19 protein-coding genes are annotated in these 17,198 nt (G+C 62.5%); 9 read left to right on the plus strand and 10 right to left on the minus strand.

Annotated features, from left to right (window positions below; all coding sequences use genetic code 11):
- Positions 1–338 precede the first annotated feature (338 nt).
- Positions 339–1,661 (minus strand): MmgE/PrpD family protein, encoded by a 1,323-nt coding sequence (locus tag E4662_RS01810; RefSeq protein ID WP_136439531.1) that lies wholly within the window; start codon positions 1,659–1,661, stop codon positions 339–341.
- A 95-nt stretch (positions 1,662–1,756) separates the two neighbouring features.
- Complete coding sequence (locus E4662_RS01815) at positions 1,757–2,104, minus strand: VOC family protein (RefSeq protein ID WP_136439533.1); 348 nt, start codon at positions 2,102–2,104, stop codon at positions 1,757–1,759.
- An 85-nt stretch (positions 2,105–2,189) separates the two neighbouring features.
- Here E4662_RS01815 and E4662_RS01820 point away from each other — a divergent pair, with 85 nt between their 5' ends.
- Positions 2,190–2,732 carry a GNAT family N-acetyltransferase gene (locus tag E4662_RS01820; RefSeq protein ID WP_168797869.1) on the plus strand — a complete coding sequence of 181 codons (543 nt, stop codon included), beginning with the start codon at positions 2,190–2,192 and terminating at the stop codon, positions 2,730–2,732.
- A 222-nt stretch (positions 2,733–2,954) separates the two neighbouring features.
- A complete protein-coding gene (locus tag E4662_RS01825) occupies positions 2,955–4,334 on the plus strand; it encodes a DUF6161 domain-containing protein (RefSeq protein WP_136439535.1) in 1,380 nt (459 codons plus the stop codon).
- A 586-nt stretch (positions 4,335–4,920) separates the two neighbouring features.
- On the opposite strand, the gene E4662_RS01830 is transcribed toward E4662_RS01825, so the two are convergent.
- Positions 4,921–6,483, minus strand: a complete 1,563-nt coding sequence (locus E4662_RS01830; RefSeq protein ID WP_136439536.1) for a bifunctional metallophosphatase/5'-nucleotidase — start codon at positions 6,481–6,483, stop codon at positions 4,921–4,923.
- A gap of 105 nt (positions 6,484–6,588) precedes the next feature.
- Here E4662_RS01830 and E4662_RS01835 point away from each other — a divergent pair, with 105 nt between their 5' ends.
- From E4662_RS01835 to arsC, 6 genes are all read left to right on the plus strand, one after another.
- Complete coding sequence (locus E4662_RS01835) at positions 6,589–7,425, plus strand: hypothetical protein (RefSeq protein WP_168797870.1); 837 nt, start codon at positions 6,589–6,591, stop codon at positions 7,423–7,425.
- Between the two features lie 97 nt (positions 7,426–7,522).
- Positions 7,523–8,185, plus strand: a complete 663-nt coding sequence (locus E4662_RS01840) for a VPLPA-CTERM sorting domain-containing protein (protein WP_168797871.1) — start codon at positions 7,523–7,525, stop codon at positions 8,183–8,185.
- A 32-nt stretch (positions 8,186–8,217) separates the two neighbouring features.
- Positions 8,218–8,556, plus strand: a complete 339-nt coding sequence (locus E4662_RS01845) for a DUF952 domain-containing protein (protein WP_136439542.1) — start codon at positions 8,218–8,220, stop codon at positions 8,554–8,556.
- Positions 8,553–8,981 carry a DUF1330 domain-containing protein gene (locus E4662_RS01850; protein WP_136439544.1) on the plus strand — a complete coding sequence of 143 codons (429 nt, stop codon included), beginning with the start codon at positions 8,553–8,555 and terminating at the stop codon, positions 8,979–8,981. Before E4662_RS01845 ends, E4662_RS01850 begins: the two co-directional genes overlap by 4 nt.
- On the plus strand, positions 8,978–10,036 hold the full coding sequence (locus tag E4662_RS01855) for a quinone-dependent dihydroorotate dehydrogenase (protein ID WP_136439546.1): 1,059 nt from the start codon (positions 8,978–8,980) through the stop codon (positions 10,034–10,036). Before E4662_RS01850 ends, E4662_RS01855 begins: the two co-directional genes overlap by 4 nt.
- Positions 10,027–10,371, plus strand: coding sequence for an arsenate reductase (glutaredoxin) (arsC, locus tag E4662_RS01860; RefSeq protein ID WP_136439548.1), 345 nt, complete (start codon positions 10,027–10,029; stop codon positions 10,369–10,371). Before E4662_RS01855 ends, arsC begins: the two co-directional genes overlap by 10 nt.
- A 152-nt stretch (positions 10,372–10,523) precedes the next feature.
- Here the strand turns inward: arsC and E4662_RS01865 are convergent, their stop codons facing one another.
- From E4662_RS01865 to ihfB, 3 genes are all read right to left on the minus strand, one after another.
- Positions 10,524–11,186 carry a phosphoribosylanthranilate isomerase gene (locus E4662_RS01865; RefSeq protein ID WP_136439550.1) on the minus strand — a complete coding sequence of 221 codons (663 nt, stop codon included), beginning with the start codon at positions 11,184–11,186 and terminating at the stop codon, positions 10,524–10,526.
- 74 nt (positions 11,187–11,260) lie between these two features.
- A complete protein-coding gene (locus tag E4662_RS01870; RefSeq protein ID WP_136439551.1) occupies positions 11,261–11,620 on the minus strand; it encodes a LapA family protein in 360 nt (119 codons plus the stop codon).
- An 8-nt stretch (positions 11,621–11,628) separates the two neighbouring features.
- Positions 11,629–11,910, minus strand: a complete 282-nt coding sequence (gene ihfB, locus E4662_RS01875) for an integration host factor subunit beta (RefSeq protein ID WP_136439552.1) — start codon at positions 11,908–11,910, stop codon at positions 11,629–11,631.
- A 350-nt stretch (positions 11,911–12,260) separates the two neighbouring features.
- On the opposite strand from ihfB, the gene E4662_RS01880 reads away from it, so the two are divergent.
- Positions 12,261–12,788 carry a chloramphenicol phosphotransferase CPT family protein gene (locus E4662_RS01880; RefSeq protein WP_136439553.1) on the plus strand — a complete coding sequence of 176 codons (528 nt, stop codon included), beginning with the start codon at positions 12,261–12,263 and terminating at the stop codon, positions 12,786–12,788.
- Here E4662_RS01880 and E4662_RS01885 read toward each other — a convergent pair.
- The 4 genes from E4662_RS01885 to rpsA form a co-directional block, all read right to left on the minus strand.
- A complete protein-coding gene (locus E4662_RS01885) occupies positions 12,785–13,441 on the minus strand; it encodes a VPLPA-CTERM sorting domain-containing protein (protein WP_136439555.1) in 657 nt (218 codons plus the stop codon). The genes E4662_RS01880 and E4662_RS01885 overlap by 4 nt on opposite strands.
- A gap of 125 nt (positions 13,442–13,566) precedes the next feature.
- On the minus strand, positions 13,567–14,157 hold the full coding sequence (locus E4662_RS01890) for a glutathione S-transferase family protein (RefSeq protein ID WP_136439557.1): 591 nt from the start codon (positions 14,155–14,157) through the stop codon (positions 13,567–13,569).
- A 262-nt stretch (positions 14,158–14,419) separates the two neighbouring features.
- Complete coding sequence (locus E4662_RS01895) at positions 14,420–15,094, minus strand: VPLPA-CTERM sorting domain-containing protein (RefSeq protein ID WP_136439559.1); 675 nt, start codon at positions 15,092–15,094, stop codon at positions 14,420–14,422.
- Between the two features lie 159 nt (positions 15,095–15,253).
- The gene (gene rpsA / locus E4662_RS01900) at positions 15,254–17,179 is read right to left on the minus strand and encodes a 30S ribosomal protein S1 (RefSeq protein ID WP_338113487.1); all 1,926 of its coding nucleotides are present in this window, start codon (positions 17,177–17,179) and stop codon (positions 15,254–15,256) included.
- Positions 17,180–17,198: the final 19 nt, after the last annotated feature.

Here is a 17,198-nt window from a genome sequence, read left to right on the forward strand (position 1 = left end):
GTGATGTTTGGTCTATGAAGAAAAGACGGTGCAAGCATCATGGCCCGCCCTCGAGGCCGGGCGCGAACCTACCGTTTTCCGATATCCATACTCAGAAGTCGCACCACCCCCCCTAAAGCCCCCCAGCAATACGCCTCAAACCATACAGCCGTTCCGCACGGCGGCACGCCGGGCAGCGCCTGCCTGCCCCCCGGCAGGCGCTTCAAACCGGTTCGACCCTGCGGCCCCATGCGCCTCTGCCTGAAGGCCCGCCTTTGTCTCCCAATCGCACAAGCGCCTGCCCAGGCCGGCGCTGCCCTCGACGCACTCATACATCGCCGCGCGGCTGAGCCCCCGGATCAACCGGCGCTCACCAAAGGACGCGCCATACCCGTCATCACCGCCTCGACAGAGCCGCCCTCCGCCAACGCGGCCACAGCCTCCCGCAAGCCCCGCGCCGCCGTCAGCCCCAGAACCGGCCCCGCCAGCCCGTCAAACTTCTCTGCAATGCCTTCCGCCGAGACAGGCGCTTCCGGGTCGCCCCGCGCCTCCGTCACCTCGGAGGCAAACACCCTTCCATCCGCCAAGGTCACATGCACTACCGCAAAACGCCGCGCCGGAAAGGCCGCGTCAAACTCTGCGCGCTGCACCGCCGTCACTTTCCGCGCCAAAGCCACGATCTCCGGATCGCCAAAGCCGTCCGCGCTGACCTCTGCCACGCCAATCGTTCCCCGACACAGCGCCGCCGCCACGGAAAATGGCAGCGAATACTGCGCCTGCTCCGTTGTCTCCGGCAGGGCGCTCAGCCGCGTCGCTTCGTGAAACGTCTCCACCTCAACCGCCGCAACCTGCTGATAAGACAGTTTATAATCGCGCACCAATTGCAGGACCGCCTCCACCGCAGGCTGCGCCCAACGGCACACCGGGTAGAGCTTGATGTACTGCTCGTGGATATACCATCGCTCGCCCAAATCCGCCCAGACCGGGCCTTGCAATGTCTCCGCCGGCGCGCCGGTAAAGCCGTCCCGTGCCAGATAGCCCGCAGATACCCCCGCCATTGCGCCCCAGCCCGAGCCGTCCTTGACCATGGTCGGATGGTCGATACAGCGCATCATGGGCGAGCGCGGACCGTGGTACTCCGCAATCCCCACAGCGTCCCGCGTCTGCCCCGCATTCAGCCCCAAGGCGCGCGCGGTGATCGCCGCACAGGCCAGCGCCACCCAGGCGCCCGAGGTGTGATAATCCTTGGCCGAGGCGTGCAGCGCGATCCCGGCGCGCGTGCCGATCTCGTATCCGATGGCGATCCGGGTCAGCAGTTCCGGCCCCGAACAGCCCTCCGTCGTGGCCAAAGCCGCTGCAACCACCCCGCAGCCCACATGCCCCTTTGTGGGCTTCGAGCCGTCATGGGCATCGAGCGCATCGGTGGTCATGCCATTGGCCAGCGCAGCCCCTGCGGGCGAAACCCTGCGCCCGTCCTGCCAGAGCAAAGCCCCTGCCCCCGTCCCGGCGGCGAAGTGCTCCAGCACATGATCCTTGATAATCCGTGACAGCTCCGTGCGCGAGGCCGCCACGGCCACCCCCAAGGTATCGGTCAACCCTCTGACAGCATTCGAAATAACCTGCTCCGGCAGATCTTCGAACTGGGTGTTCAGGGCAAAGTCGATGGGGTCATTATTGGGCATGGCGCGGCCTCCGGGCTGGTCCCAGTGTTCCGCAGCGAAACCGGATCCTCTAGGCCAGTCGCGACATCTGGCCATGCCTTCCGCGACAGGTTTTTCTAGTCGCAGAAGACGTGAAACTCATGGCCCATGAAGTCCGTCACCGTGAACTGCCGCAGGCCCCATGGCTCCTCTTTCGGCGGGCCCGAAAGCGTCGCGCCAAGGGCCTCAAACGCGGCAAAAGCCCCGTCCACATCGGCGCTGAACATCCACAAAACCACCGGCGTGATTGGCCCGTCCGTCTCGCGGAAAAACAGCGCGCAATCGCCCCGGCTGACCGCCCCGATCCGGCCCTCTTCGTGGTGCCAGCCGATCTCGAAACCAAAGCAATCGCGATAGTATTCCTGCGCTTTTCGCACATCCCGCACGGGCAGTTCCGGGGTGGGCTGGGATAGGGTCAACGTCATGGATCACTCTGTCTCACGGGTCCTGAGCCTAAGGGCGCAGGGTAAGGTTTGCACGCCTTTCCCGGCATGGGAGCCTGCGCTAGGTATGAGTGCGATGCTTATCGAGACCTTCTCCACCCCCCGCCTCATCGTCCGGCACTGGCGCTCCGATCTGGCGGCTCCTTCGGCCCGCGCGGCTCTGGAGGCGGCGCTCTCAAGCGTGCTGACCCCGCCCGTTCTGGCCCATCTGCCACCCTCGATGCAGCTTTCCTCAGGCCCGCAAGGCATCGGCTGCTGGATCGACGCGCGGCAGGCGGAGAGCACGGTTTTCGTGATCGAAACACGGGCCGAAGTCACGCTGGCCGGGCTGCTTATCCTCGCCCCGGATCAATGCAACCCGGAGGCCCCAACGGTCCATATCGGATACCTGCTGGCCCAGAGCGCCTGGGGTCAGGGCTATGCCTCGGAACTGGTCGCCGGGCTGGTCGAGGCCTGCCAGGCCCATGCCCCGCTCAAGCTGGTGGGCGGGGTCGATCTGGGCAACCCGGCCTCGGCCCGTGTGCTGCTGAAAGCCGGGTTCGCGCTGGAGCCTGAATACTCCTCGGGGGGGACGGCGATCTATGGGCGGGAAATTGCGGTTACGGGGTAGGTTTCGCGGCGAAACCTTGTTTATTAACAGATATTTAAGAATTCCACAGCTGCTCTTCACTCGATACTCTCTTGGACAACGAGACCAACCCAACCGTGCATCTGTCCTCTTTGTCGTGGTGTACTGTCCACGCTAGGGGCCATTAGAGGCCGTCTACCCAGCGCTGTGTAAACCCAGTCTTTGTGGCAATGCTCCGGGGAGCATCAAGCGTAAAGAGTAGAAATGGCAAACGAAGAGTATCGTATTCACTACGAAAAACGCGAAGACGTAGTGTTTCCCTCCAAATCGGGGATGAAGCGGTATCTTTCGGAAGAACTCAAGAGATGGATACACTTCCTTGATCATATGCGAGAAGGCTTCGCTCTGAGTATTAACGCCTTTCAAGGCCGACGCGCTCTGACGCCTGAGCAACAAGCAACAGCATTTAACTCCTTGATGGATCTGCTGGAATACCGGGAAGAATTCAATCGAAGAACAGTAAATGCCGGAGGCGGTCCTGTTTTACCGCCTCCGTCTGACAGCCTTGAAGGACAACTGATCCTAGGTTTGTTTGAAGGCGACCGGACCGCAGAAGCTATGGCAGTCTACGTGTACTTTGTAGCAAAAAACAGTAGAGCCAAATACGCGGATAACGATCAAATTGGACGAATGGTGCTGAAAGGCAGAATCCTAGCCGATGCTGCTACCGTGACGGCTGCGCTGCCCTATAGCCGTGTCTCCTCATCGAAGATGGCAAGAGCTGTCCGAAATGCAGAAAACCATGTCCAATCATTGGCAGACGAAGTTGTCGCCGCTCAGGAAATCAATGCAACACACGAGTCTAAACTGGAATCGAACCTTGCTGAGCAAAGGCTAAATGCAAAGCGGATCAATGACGTGGTTTTGAGGCTCAATCGGAGACGGGACCGACAGCATAAGAAGTTGGTCAATAGTATCGAACAATTGTTCGAAGAGCGATTTGAAGAAACTCGCGTCAGGATCGGAGTATTCGAACTCAATAACCAACGCGCTGAGGAACAGCGGGTCGATCGTTTCAATAACTTGCAGGAGCTCTTCCGAGCACAACTACGGCTACGTGCACCTGTCGAACTATGGGACAAACGCGAAACCAACCACAGACGGAATTCAAAGGCCGCTATGAAATGGCTTTTGGGTATCGGTGGTATTGCTATCGTATTCGGCCTGAGTGTCCCGGTCTTTGGCGGGGACTATATTGCAAACAGTTTTTCGCAAGTTATTTGCCAAACGCCGGGAAGCGATGCCACTGCTCCTCAAGGCTGTCAGCGTGAATTCTCGGCGAAAGGGCCCGTCACCATAACAGGTCTGCTGCTCGTAATGTCTTTGTTGATGTGGATGGCACGCCTTCAATACCGAGTCTACCTCAGCGAACGTCATCTGGCTCTTGATGCCAGCGAAAAGAAAGCGTTTGCCGAAACCTACCTCGCGATGAAAGAAGGCAAAGACGTGGGCGACGATAGTGAAGCGATTGTTCTGGCATCGCTTTTTAGGCCTACGCAAGACGGCATTATTCGCGATGATGAAGCGGGAATGGATCTCTCTGCGGTATCGCAGATGGCCAAACAACTCAGTCGAAATGGTTAGAAAGCGAACCACGTTCAAACAGTCCGGGAAAGTCCGACCTGGCGAGGGCATTTCCTGCATCAAGCCTTTGAGAACGGGTGGACTTTCAGGGTGATCCGGCCGTCCGCGTCCATCTTGTCGCCGGCGCTGACCGTGAGCAGCGCCAATGTCGAAATTTGCCTGAAGTGCTCATTGAACTAACCCGTCCCGGACCTGATCCGGGATCTCACGACCGGAGCGCAAGCCGCGCCGTCATGCTGGAAGCATGTCTCCGACATGACGGGCCGTGGCATGGCGATGCTCCCTCAGATCCCCTCGATTTATCCCAGCCACTGGTGCGCTAGCTAAGCATAGCTCCCAGCGACAACCCAATCGCCGTGCCGGGGGGCGGCCCGTCGATGGCGCGGCGGCCTGCGGCCTTGATTCCGCGCCGGTGGTGAGTGGAATGTCCGCTTCAGGCCACTTGCGCCAAGCTCGACCAACACCAATCCAGAACAGTGAGGACGCGCTCCGGGCATGCGCTGCAGGGCAGTCCAAAGACCGCTTTCCACGCGAAAAGGCCCCCGCTGATGCGAGGGCCTTTCCCATATCAAGCCTTTGAGAAAGATTACTCTTTCACGGTGATCCGGCCGTCCGTGTAAGGCGTGTAGGGCGCGTTGGCGGCGATGAATTCTGCCGCTACGTCCGCGAGGTCCGGGCCGAAGTCGTAGGCGTTGGCGGCGTCCACGAACATCTTGTAGCCGTCGCCACCGTTGCGCACATAGTTGTTCGACACAACGCCGTAGACCTTCTCCATGTCGATCGGCGCGCCGCCGACCATGACGCCGGAGATGCGGCTGCCTGCCTCTGCCGAGGGATCGACGGTGTAGGACATGCCTGCGACCTGCGGGAAGCGGCCTGCGCCCTCTTCCATCTGGCTCACGCCGTTCTCAAGGGCCGCGACGATGGTGGCGCCGGAGACCTCGAAGGTGGAGAGCGTGTTCTGGAACGGCAGTACGGTCAGCACCTCGCCCATGGTCACTTCACCCGCGTCGATGGAGGCGCGCAGACCGCCGCCGTTCTGGATGGCGATCTCGATGCCCTGATCCTTCACGCGGTCCAGCATGGCGTCGGCGACGAGGTTGCCCATCGGGCATTCCACGGCGCGGCAGACCGAGCGGTCGCCTTCGATGGCCTCAGCCGTTTCGGCCACGACCTTGGCGCGCATCTCTTCGAGCGGCTGGGCCAGTTCGGCAACGCGGGCCACGGTGGCGGCATCCTCGGCCACGGAGGCGTCGAGCAGTTTCGGCGCGCCGGTGAGCGCGGTCAGGTTGCCGTCGTCGTCAAAGGTGACGTTCACTTCGCCCAGGTACTTGCCGTAGGCGTAGGCCTGCAGGATCGGCACGTCGTTCTGGATGGTCGGATAGGGGCCCTTGGCGCGTTCCATGTCGCCCAGAAGCGTGTGGCTGTGGCCGCCGATGATCAGATCGACGCCGGAGACTTCATCGGCGAGGCGCTTGTCGGCGGGCAGGCCCACGTGGGTGAGCAGGATGATCTTGTTCACCCCATCGGCGGTGAGCGCGTCCACTTCGGCCTGGGCCGCGCTGACGATGGAGGAGAAGATCACCGTCTCGCCGGGCGAGGAGGTCTCGGCCGTGTCTTCGGCCAGAACCGAGATCACGCCGATCTTCTGACCGCCCGGTTCGAGCACCACGGATTTCGCCACGCGGCCTGCCAGCATGTTGTTCTGGCTGACGTCGATATTGGCGGAGAGGACCGGGAATTCCACGAGATCGAGGAAGTCGGAGAGGCCTTCGGGGCCTTTGTCGAACTCGTGGTTGCCCACGGCCATGGCGTCATAATCGAGCGCGTTCATGAACTCGGCAGCGAGCGCGCCGCCGTATTGGGTGAAGAACAGCGAGCCCTGGAACATGTCACCCGCGTCGAGCAGCAGGACGTCACCGGGGGCGGCGGCCTTGGCGTCGTTGATGGCGGTGACCATGCGGGCGATGCCGCCGAAGCATTTGCCCTCGGCGTTATCTTCGGCGCGGCAGGTCGAATCATACTTCGAGATCGGCTCGAAGCGATCGTGGAAGTCGTTTGTGTGCAGGATGGTCAGCGAATAATCCGCGCTGGCCACACCGGCGACGAGGCTCAGCGCGGCAGCGCTGGTCATCAAACGGAGCGACATGGTGAATACCTCTCTGTCAATTATTGTTTGTGGCGATAGTGGACCCTTGATTGCGGCAAGAGTCAAAGCCTGATCAGCGGTATCCCTGCGTCACGTGACAGGCGCATGACGGAGAAGCGAGGGAAATGGGCGGAGGATCGCCGCCTGCGGGTTCTTGTACGCAGCCCGCCGCGCCCCGATATGACCAAGGCAAGTGCAAAGGGTGTGGAGATGAGTTGGAAAATTGCGCGGCGGATCCTGCTGGCCGGGATTGCGGCCCTCACCCTTGCCGCCTGCGCCCTGCCCGGCCCGCAGCAGGCCTTTGCGCCGGGGCTGAATGGGCTGACCGAGATTGCGACGGGCGTGTTCAGCGGTGACCCCGCACAGGCTGAAGAGCAACTCAGCGCCTATGAGGCGGGCCGCAAACGGGCGGAGGCGTTCCACAAAGGGGTGGCGGTTGTGCCGGATCGCACGATCCTGTGCAGCACGCCCGCCTGTGCGGAACGGTTCGGGCTGAAGGTGGCCGGGCTTGCCTATGGGCATCGGCTGGTGCTGATCGGCCCTGAAGGGCTGACCCCAGCCACCCTGGGCCATGAGTTCAGCCGCGTGGCCATCGCCCGCCGTATCGGCGCGCGCGGGATGCTGCGACAAAGCCTGCCGCGTTGGTTCGACGAGGGGCTGGCCGTCTGGATCTCGCCCGACCCACGCTACAAGGCCCCCAAGACGGTGGCCGAGGCGGAATGGATCACCGAAGCGCAGAGCCTGCGCGACTGGAAAAACACCGTAACGCGCGAGAACTGGCCACATGCTTACGGCTCGGCGGGGCTTTTGGTGGCGACACTTGCACAGGAAATGGGCAGCGATGGCTTGAATACCCTCATCGACGCCGTGGCAAATGGCGCAGAATTTAACGAGGTTTTTGCCTCCAAGACCGTGAATCCAAGGGTAAACCCCGGCAATTGAACAAGACTCCCCAAAAGGTTGTAAGTGTAGACTCTGTTTGGAGAAATTCCCAAACCCTGTTAACCTCTTCCCAGTCTTTATGTGTGAGGGCATTGTTTTGAAATTATTCTTACTTGCGACGGCATTTTCAGCCGCAGCAGCCTGTGCGCAGGCGGCGACGACCTATTACACCGATTTACCAAGCTACGCCGGGGCCACAAACGGCACCGCCCCACTCACGCTGGAACATTTTGAAGAACTGCCCGCGTCGTTCAACGGCGTTCCGACGCAAACCTATGGCTGGGGCACGGTTTCGGAGACCGGCGGCACCAACGCGGTCTATGCACATGAGTGGAACAACCTGACGCCCTATTCCACCAATCCGGTGGCGGATGGCGACGGGGCGATCTGGTACAGGCAGAACGCCGGCAGCATCCTGACCTTCACGTTCCTCAGCCCGATCACCGCCTTTGGCGTGTTCCTCAACAGCACGACGCAGGACGCGCTGTCGATCACCAATGGTGACTGGACGACCTCCTTTGTGCCGGGAACCGTGGTTCTGCCCGGTGACGTCAGTGACCCGACCTTCTGGGGCGTGGTCAGCGACACCGCCTTCAGCACCGTGTCCTTCACCACGGTATCGGGCGCGCATGTGAGCTTTGACTCGCTGAAGTTCGGCAATCTCAGCCAGGTGCCGGTCCCGGCCTCCGGCCTGCTGCTCATGGGCGGGCTTGGCGCACTGGTCCTGCGGCGGCGCAAGCAAAGCCAATCGGACGCTTGATTTCCGCGTAGCATCGGGGCAATCAGGCCCCCATGCTGATCTACAAAATTTTGCGGGCGGCCGAATGGGACGCTCTCCGGACGCGCGGCGAAACCGCTGGCGCGCCGGTCGACATTTCCGATGGCTATGTGCACTTCTCCACCGCCGAGCAGGCGCGCGAGACCGCCGCGAAACACTTTGCCGGCGTGGAAGGGCTGCAGCTTCTGGCCTATGACAGCGAGACGCTGGGCGACGCGCTGAAATGGGAGCCGTCGCGGGGCGGCGCGCTGTTTCCGCATTTTTACGCACCGCTGCGCTATGACCAGATCGTCTGGGACAAACCGCTGCCGCTTGGACCGGATGGCCATGTCTTCCCGGAGGGCATCGCGTGAGCCACGTCGACCCGAGCCGCGCGCAATTCGATGTATTCAAGGGGCTGGCGCGGGATGAGCCCTGCGAGATGCTGAACCTTGTGCGTCTGCGCGCGGCGGCGGCCTATCCCGAAGGCCATGCGCAACACGGCAAGGGGCTGAGCGGCGCAGAGGCCTATGCGCTTTATGGCCAGCAAAGCGCGCCGGTGCTGGCGCGTGTGGGCGGGCATATCCTCTGGCGCGGCGATTTTCGCACCACGCTGATCGGGCCGGAGGATGAGGCCTGGGATCATGTTTTCATTGCCCGCTACCCTTCGGCCCATGCCTTCATGGCGATGGTCAAGGATCCTGAGTATGCGGGCGCAGTGGTGCACAGGCAGGCGGCGGTGGCGGACTCGCGCCTGATCCGCAACGCGCCAGCAGAGGCCGGAGAGGTATTCGGATGAGTTTGATTGAACAGATTGGGCTGCGGGTTCTGCGCAGTTGTGACCCGGAGCGCGCCCACGGGCTGGCCTTGACGGCGCTGCGCAGTGGGCTGGCGCCGAGCGCGGGGGTTCTGACCTCGCCCCGGCTGAAGACGACGCTGGCGGGCATGGAGTTGCCGAACCCGCTGGGTCTTGCGGCGGGGTTTGACAAGAACGCCACGGCGCTGGACGGCTTGGCGCGCACGGGGTTTGGTTTTGTCGAGGTTGGCGCGGCCACCCCGCGTCCGCAGCCCGGCAACCCCAGGCCGCGGCTGTTCCGGCTGAGCGAGGATGCCGCCGCAATCAACCGGTTTGGCTTCAACAATGACGGGATGGAGGCGATTGCGGCGCGGCTGGCCCGGAGGCCGAAGGGCATGGTGCTGGGCCTGAACCTCGGCGCGAACAAGGACAGCGAAGACCGCGCGGCGGATTTTGCGCGGGTTCTGGCGCGCTGCGGGGCGGATCTGGACTTTGCCACGGTCAATGTCTCCTCCCCCAACACCGAAAAGCTGCGGGATTTGCAGGGCAAGGCGGCGCTGGCGGCACTGCTGGCGGGCGTCATGGAGGCACGGGACGGGCTGGCGCGGCCGGTGCCGGTGTTCCTGAAGATCGCACCGGATCTGGATGAAGCCGGGCTGGCGGATGTGGCGGAGGTGGCGCTGAGTTCCGGCGTGGCCGGGGTGATTGCCACCAACACAACGCTGTCGCGCGAGGGGCTGCGCTCTGCCCACAAGGACGAGATGGGCGGGCTGTCGGGCCAGCCGTTGTTCGAGAAATCCACCCGCACGCTGGCGCGGCTGCATGCTTTGACAGAGGGGCAGATCCCGCTGGTTGGCGTGGGCGGCATTGGGTCGGCACAGCAGGCCTATGAGAAGATCCGCGCCGGGGCGACTGCGCTGCAGCTCTATACGGCGCTGGTGTATGGCGGGCTGTCTTTGGTGCAGGAGATCGTCACCGGGCTGGATACGTTGTTGGAACGGGACGGGTTTGCCACTGTGGCCGAGGCCGTCGGAACCGGGAGAGAGACATGGAGCTGATCCTCTGGCACAACCCGCGCTGCACAAAGTCGCGGCAAACGCTGGCGCTTCTGGAAGAGCGCGGCGTGACGCTCCGCATTCGCAAATACCTTGAGGACGCGCCATCGCTGGCGGAGATCGAGGCCGCGCAGGCGGCGCTCGGGGTGTCTGCCATCGAGATGATGCGCCCCAAGGAGGCGGTGTTCAAGGAGATGGGGCTGAGCAAGGCGGATGACGACGCCACGCTGCGCGCGGCCATGGCCGAGCAGCCGAAGCTGATCGAGCGGCCCATTCTGTTTGCCGGGGATCGGGCTGCGATCGGCCGACCGCCGGAGCAGGTCTTGTCTCTGCTTTGACCCGGTTTTGGCTGGCGTGACGGCCTGTAGGCCGGGGCTTGGCCCCGGCTGGCTGTAGGGCTCGAAAATTTTGCCGGGACAAAATTTTGATCGGGGCGTTGCCCCGGACCCCAAGGTATTTGAGGCCCAAAGAAGCGCAGGGGCGCGAGCCTTTAGAGACGCGGGATGACGCGGCTGGTGGTGGCAGCGGTGACAAAGGCGCGGATCAGGGCGGGGTCTTTGACGCCCGGAGCGCTTTCGACGCCGGAGGAGACATCGACCTGGGATGTGCCGGTCAGGCTGACCGCGTTGGCGACGGTCTGAGGGGTCAGGCCCCCCGCGAGCATCCAGGGTTTGGCCCAGCGTTTGCCCGCGACCAGGCGCCAGTCGAAGGCGAGGCCATTGCCGCCGGGCAGGTCGGCGTTTTTGGGTGGTTTGGCATCGACCAGAAGCTGATCGGCCACCTGTGCGTAGACGCCCAGTTGCGGCAGGTCGGCCTCATCGGCGATGCCTACGGCCTTCATCACCGGCAGCCCGTAGCGGGCTTTGACCTCGGCCACGCGCTCGGGCGTTTCCTTGCCGTGCAGTTGCAGCATGTCGAGCGGCACCGCATCGCAGATCGTATCGAGCAGGGCGTTGTCGGCGTTCACCACAAGCGCGACCTTGGCCAGCCCTTCCGGAGCGGATAGGGCCAGATCGCGGGCGGTTTCAGGGGAGACATTGCGCGGGCTTTTGGGAAAGAAGACAAAGCCCGCATAAGCCGCGCCTGCCGCCGCCACCGCGGCCACGTCGGCGCGGGTTTTCAGCCCGCAAATTTTGACGCGCACGTCCACCATAGAGGTCTTTCCTTTGGTCCCATAAGAAACGGGGGCCGCAGCCCCCGCCTGTGTTTCGGTCAATGGATGCTGGTTTAGCTGGCCTGGTCCAGCAGCGCCAGAACCTCGTCCTTGTCCTTGTCGCGCTCGGCCTGGGTCTTTTTCAGCTCGCGCTCCAGTTTCTTGACCTCGCCGGTTTTGCGGCTGGCTTCGGCGCGGTGCTTGTGCTCGCGCAGCCATTCCCAGACAAACCCGAGCAGGATCCCCGCCACGATCCCGCCAAAGATCACGATGAACAGGGGCAGTTCGATGGAGTAATCGACAATCCCCGATCCCGGGAAGGCGCGCAGCCCTTCGGGCAGGGTGTTGAGGGTCACGCTCTGCCGGTTGGCGAGCGCAAGCGTCACCAGCACGATGGCCAGCGCCGCGAGGAAGGCATAGCGAATATACCGCATAAAACGTCTTACTTTCCGTTCAGCCGGTCACGCAGCAGTTTGCCGGTCTTGAAGAAAGGCACGTGCTTTTCCTCGACCTGGACCGATTCCCCGGTGCGGGGATTGCGGCCCACCCGTGCGTCGCGCTTCTTGACGGAGAACGCCCCGAAGCCCCGGAGTTCGACCCGGTCGCCCCGGGCCATGGCATTGGTGATCTCTTCGAAGATCGTATTCACGATCCGCTCCACATCCCGCTGATACAGGTGCGGGTTGTCGTCGGCAATCTTCTGGATCAGTTCCGATCGTATCATGATCACAAATCCCCCTGCTGCGTCTTGTTTTTAACGCTTCTCGCTTATGGACTATACTGATAGCAAATCGTTTGCGAAACCGGCAACTTCGCGGAAAAACCATGATTTGCAGCAGTTTGCGCCTTTCTGGGCGGGGCAGCATTGCGAAAGACGCGGGATTTCGCGCATTGAGCCGCGCTTGGGGCCCTTGCGGCGCTGCGGCGATTCGGCGCTGCTGCGGGTCAAAGCCGTTAGCGCCAACGCAAGCCGGGCTTTGCGCTTTGGTCGAATCTGGCGCGGCGCGGGGTTCGCCAAAGCCGCAGGATCGCCTAAGAGTGATCCCGCGTGCAGCCCGCCCGCAGAGAGGTGCCATGTCCGGCCAGATCATCATCCTGCACGGCCCGTCGAGCAGCGGGAAATCCACGCTGGCCCGGGCGATCCGGGAGGCGGCGGAGGTGCCGCTTTGGCATGTCTCCATTGACCATCTGCGCGGCAGCGGCGCGCTGCCAGCTGCGCGGTTTGACTGGGCCACGCTGCGCGGGCCGGTGTTTGACGGTTTCCATCGCTCGCTAGCGGCTTATGCGGAGGCCGGGAACAATCTGATCGTCGAGCATATTCTGGACACCCCGCACTGGGCGCCGGAGTTGAAGGGACTATTGCGGCCCTTTGACGTGTTATTTGTCGGGGTGTTTTGCGGGCTGGAGGATCTGAAAACGCGCGAGGCCGCGCGGGGAGATCGCCCCGTGGGCAGCGCCGAGCAGGATTATCACACGGTGCACAAAGGCCGGGTTTATGATCTCAGGATCAATACGGACCGGGAGCCGACCGCCAAAAGCGCAGAGCGGGTTCTGGCGGCGTGGCGGTCGGGGCGGCGGTGTTCGGAGTTCGCCGGAGCCTAGGCTTTGCGGCGACGACGGACGAGGCCGAGACCACCCAGACCAAGCAGCAGGAGCGCGCCGCCCGCAGGCAGCGGCACGGGGGCGGTTGTCACGGTGATGGACAGGTTGTCGTAGATCACCGACGCCCCGTTCGAGAGGCTGTTGGCAGTGAAAAAGCCGAAGCGCAGGGTGTCCGCCCCCGCGCCGAAGTTCGGGTTGATCCCGGTGCCGTTGCCGGAGCCATCAATGCCGATGATGTTGCTGGCAACGAGATCGTCCACCGAAAGCACATCCCAACCGGTGACAAAGCCGGTGAGGTGGTAGTTGATGAAATAGGTGCCGCCCTGTTCGATCACGAGGCCGAAGGCGTGTTGCAGGGATTGCACGTTGAAATCGATCAGGAAGTCGATCTCTTCGATGGTCTCCCCCACGAGATCGAGGCTGGCCCCGGTCATGAAATGGGCGGTGTAGGTGGTGGCCCCGGTGCCGGTGGTGACCGTATAGGTGCCGCCCGCGCCGCTTGCGGCCTGCCCGCCGGATGGTCCGGCCGCGGCCTCGACAATCATGCTTCCGGGCAGGAAATCCGCTTCGGAGAAGGTGTAGGTCGCGGCATCGGCGGCGGTGGTCGTCAGAGCGGCGGCGGCAATGGGAAGGAGTGCGCGCAAGGCGGTCATGGAAATCTCCGGTGGCAAAATCACTTTTGCAGGACTGTAGCCCGCAGGTGCGGCTGCGCCAAACAAAAACCATCGGAGCGGCAGGCCGGAGAGAGTGCGGCCTGTTTTAGGGGCGTTGCCCTGCGTCAGCCTGCGAACCAGTCCGAGGGCGCGCGCATCTGCGGCAGGGCTTTCATGGCGGAGATCCAGCCTTGCATGGCGGGGCTTGGGGTCATGCCCGCCTCTTCGGTCCATTGGACATAGCCCCAGATGGCGCAATCACCAATGCCGGGGGTGTCGCCGTGGAAGAAGGGCCCATCGCCCAGCAGGCGGTCAAAGTTGTCGCGGTCGATCTCGAACCGCGCGGTGAGCCAGTCCACCACGTCCGGCTTCAATCCGCCGCCCTTGAGTTGCGGCAGGCACAGGCCGATGCGGTTGGCCTCCCACATCAGCAGCGAACGGCCGCGCTCCAGCCCGTGGCCGAGCGGAGCAAAGCGGTCCGCGAGGGTCATCAGGATCGCGCCGGACTGGAACAGCACCTGACCATCCATGACCAGCACCGGCACTTCGCCCAAGGGCGAGATGCGCTGGAACTCCGGCTGACGCTGATCGCGGGGGAGCGAGATGTCCACATGCACCGTGCGATGCGGCACACCGCAGAGCGCCAGCCCCAGCGCGACCTTACAGGCGTGGCCGCTTTCGGGAGAGCCGTAGAGGGTGATGTCGGGGGTGGTCATGGGCGTGTCTCTTCTGTTCCGGTGCGCCGGTGACTTTAGCCGACCCGAAGCGCAGGACAATCGAGAAGTGGTGATGGCAGGCATAACGGGCAGGCATGAAAAAAACCCGCGGCCAGAGGAGGCCGCGGGTCCGATTGATCGGGGATGTGCCCCGGTCTTGTTCGTAGCCCTTGAGCGCTGCGCCTGTGGCGGTTTCAGAGGCAAGACTGGCCTGTTCTCTGGAGGCCGGGGTCATGGCGCGCAGAGCGAGTGTACGGCCCCGTTACCCTTGCCGCTTTTTCCGCCGTTTCAGCAAAGCCAACGCACCGACACCGGCCATCATCAGCGGCAGACCGGCAGGCAGAGGAACAGGGGCGACATTGCCGCCGAACCGCACGTTGTCGAACAAAATGTAGTCCGAGCCGGCTGGGTTCAAAATCGAAACAGAGGTGAACGCGGTGTCGGAGACGAAACCGTGGAACTGCAGCGGATCTCCGAAAGACGCCGTCGCTGAATCGCCATTCGAAAACTGGAGGGTTGCACTGCCTCCAAACCGGCGGATGGTCGACAGTTCAAATGCAAACGATGTGATCGCGGACGAAAAATTGATCACAACATTCGCACCGCGCTCCGCGTGGTAGACGTTTCCTGTTCCCCGGTCGTAATAGGTTGGATAATACGCTGGCGCGATGACCGCCTGATAGGTGCCGCCTGTTACCGTGAACGTCGCATCACCAATGCTGAATCCGGCAACGTCTCTTGTGCTCCAGACATTCGTTCCGGCCGTCAGGCCAGCAAAAGAGCTGCCTTCAAAATCAAGCAGAGTTGTCGATGAGGTCGCGGACGCAAAGCTGGCCAGATCGCTGTAACTTGCCAGGGCCGCCTCGCTCTGGGTTGCAAACCCGAAAAAACCGGTTGCCGCAGCGATCAAGATCGCAGTCTTCATGTTTTCCTCCAAGAAAAGATCGCAAAAAATGGGTATCGGTTGACGAAAATCAGAAACGCAGCGTAGCACCGATGCGCTTGTCGATCAATTCTGCCGATCTGACGACAAGACATGAAAAAACCCGCGGCCGGGGAGGCCGCGGGTCCGTTAGATCGGGAATTGACCCCGGTCTTACTTGTCGCCCTTGAGCGCCGCGCCGAGGATGTCGCCCAGCGATGCGCCTGCATCGGAGGAACCGAACTGTTCCACGGCTTCTTTCTCTTCGGCGATTTCGCGTGCCTTGATCGACAGACCCAGACGGCGGGTCTTCATGTCGATGTTGGTCACGCGCACGTCGACCTTGTCACCGGCGTTGAAGCGCTCGGGGCGCTGCTCGGCACGGTCACGGGAGAGATCGGAGCGGCGGATGAAGGACTTCATGCCTTCGTATTCCACTTCGATGCCGCCGTCTTCGATCGCGGTCACTTCGACGGTCACGATGGAGCCGCGCTTCACGCCGCCGGTCGCATCCGCGAACTTGTCGCCGCCCAGTGCCTTGACGGAGAGCGAGATGCGCTCCTTCTCGACGTCAACCTCGGAGACAACCGCCTGAACGATGTCGCCTTTGCGGTATTCCTGGATGGCTTCTTCGCCGCGCTGATCCCAGCTGAGGTCGGAGAGGTGCACCATGCCGTCGATCTCGCCGTCGAGGCCGATGAACAGACCGAATTCGGTGATGTTCTTGACTTCGCCTTCGACCTGCGTGCCCTCGGGGTGTGTTTCTGCAAACACTTCCCACGGGTTGCGCTGGGTCTGCTTGAGACCGAGGGAAACGCGGCGCTTGGAGCCGTCGATTTCCAGAACCATGACGTCCACTTCCTGGGAGGTGGAGACAATCTTGCCCGGGTGCACGTTCTTCTTGGTCCAGGACATCTCGGAGACGTGGACCAGACCTTCGACGCCCGGCTCGAGCTCAACAAAGGCACCGTAATCGGTGATGTTGGTAACGCGACCCTTGTGCACGGAGGCCAGCGGGTACTTGGCGCCAACCAGATCCCACGGATCTTCCTGCAGCTGCTTCATGCCGAGGGAGATACGGTGAGTCTCTTTGTTGATCTTGATGACCTGAACCTTCACCGTCTCGCCGATCGAGAGGATCTCGGACGGGTGGTTCACACGGCGCCATGCCATGTCGGTCACGTGCAGCAGGCCGTCAACGCCGCCGAGGTCGACAAATGCGCCGTACTCGGTGATGTTCTTGACGACACCGTCCACAGCCTGACCTTCGGTGAGGTTGGCGATGACTTCGGCGCGCTGTTCGGCACGCGATTCTTCGAGAATCGCACGACGCGAGACAACGATGTTGCCACGGCGACGGTCCATCTTGAGGATCTGGAACGGCTGCTTGAGACCCATGAGCGGGCCTGCGTCGCGCACGGGGCGGACGTCAACTTGCGAACCGGGCAGGAAGGCCACGGCGCCGCCGAGATCGACGGTGAAGCCACCTTTGACACGGCCGAAGATCGCGCCTTCGACGCGGGCGTCGTCTGCGTATGCTTTTTCCAGGCGGTCCCAGGCTTCTTCACGGCGCGCCATCTCGCGGGAGATGACAGCTTCGCCGCGGGCGTTCTCTGCGGCGCGCAGGAACACTTCAACCTCATCGCCAACAGCGATTTCAGGGGCTTCGCCGGGGTTTGCGAATTCTTTGAGCTCAACGCGGCCTTCCATCTTGTAGCCGACGTCGATGATGGCCTGGCCCGCTTCGATCGCGATAACCTTGCCTTTAACGACAGTGCCCTCATCGGGCGTGTCCATTTCGAGGCTCTCGTTCAAGAGGGCTTCGAATTCTTCCATTGTTGCATTTGCCATGTGGCGCTTCATTCCTTTTATGCGGTTTTCTGGCCGGGTGGTTGTCTCCACCGGTCTTGGTTGCGTTGGCTGGCAAGGCAGAACATCCGCGATGGCGCGTCTGGCACAAACACAAAACAAAGAGGGCCGGATTACCCGACCCTGCCCATCGTCCATGCGTTGCGGCGTTTTCACCTTGTCAACAGGCGCGCGTATACGCCGGAGAGGCCTGTAGATCAAGGGCAAAGCGCGGGGTGGTCTGACGAGCATTGGCGCAAACCGGATCGAC

It is taken from the genome of Pacificoceanicola onchidii (assembly GCF_004804335.1).
In the GTDB taxonomy this organism is placed as follows: domain Bacteria; phylum Pseudomonadota; class Alphaproteobacteria; order Rhodobacterales; family Rhodobacteraceae; genus Pacificoceanicola; species Pacificoceanicola onchidii.

Bases quoted from the DNA above. Each gene is read 5' to 3' on its own strand.
- E4662_RS01865 (WP_136439550.1), bottom strand. From the start codon at position 11,186: ATGGTGGACGTGCGCGTCAAAATTTGCGGGCTGAAAACCCGCGCCGAC.
- E4662_RS01825 (WP_136439535.1), top strand. From the start codon at position 2,955: ATGGCAAACGAAGAGTATCGTATTCACTACGAAAAACGCGAAGACGTA.
- arsC (WP_136439548.1), top strand. From the start codon at position 10,027: ATGGAGCTGATCCTCTGGCACAACCCGCGCTGCACAAAGTCGCGGCAA.
- E4662_RS01845 (WP_136439542.1), top strand. From the start codon at position 8,218: ATGCTGATCTACAAAATTTTGCGGGCGGCCGAATGGGACGCTCTCCGG.
- E4662_RS01810 (WP_136439531.1), bottom strand. From the start codon at position 1,661: ATGCCCAATAATGACCCCATCGACTTTGCCCTGAACACCCAGTTCGAA.
- rpsA (WP_338113487.1), bottom strand. From the start codon at position 17,179: ATGCTCGTCAGACCACCCCGCGCTTTGCCCTTGATCTACAGGCCTCTC.
- E4662_RS01890 (WP_136439557.1), bottom strand. From the start codon at position 14,157: ATGACCACCCCCGACATCACCCTCTACGGCTCTCCCGAAAGCGGCCAC.
- E4662_RS01885 (WP_136439555.1), bottom strand. From the start codon at position 13,441: ATGACCGCCTTGCGCGCACTCCTTCCCATTGCCGCCGCCGCTCTGACG.
- E4662_RS01880 (WP_136439553.1), top strand. From the start codon at position 12,261: ATGTCCGGCCAGATCATCATCCTGCACGGCCCGTCGAGCAGCGGGAAA.
- E4662_RS01870 (WP_136439551.1), bottom strand. From the start codon at position 11,620: ATGCGGTATATTCGCTATGCCTTCCTCGCGGCGCTGGCCATCGTGCTG.
- E4662_RS01820 (WP_168797869.1), top strand. From the start codon at position 2,190: ATGAGTGCGATGCTTATCGAGACCTTCTCCACCCCCCGCCTCATCGTC.
- E4662_RS01835 (WP_168797870.1), top strand. From the start codon at position 6,589: ATGACGGAGAAGCGAGGGAAATGGGCGGAGGATCGCCGCCTGCGGGTT.
- E4662_RS01855 (WP_136439546.1), top strand. From the start codon at position 8,978: ATGAGTTTGATTGAACAGATTGGGCTGCGGGTTCTGCGCAGTTGTGAC.
- E4662_RS01830 (WP_136439536.1), bottom strand. From the start codon at position 6,483: ATGTCGCTCCGTTTGATGACCAGCGCTGCCGCGCTGAGCCTCGTCGCC.
- E4662_RS01815 (WP_136439533.1), bottom strand. From the start codon at position 2,104: ATGACGTTGACCCTATCCCAGCCCACCCCGGAACTGCCCGTGCGGGAT.
- ihfB (WP_136439552.1), bottom strand. From the start codon at position 11,910: ATGATACGATCGGAACTGATCCAGAAGATTGCCGACGACAACCCGCAC.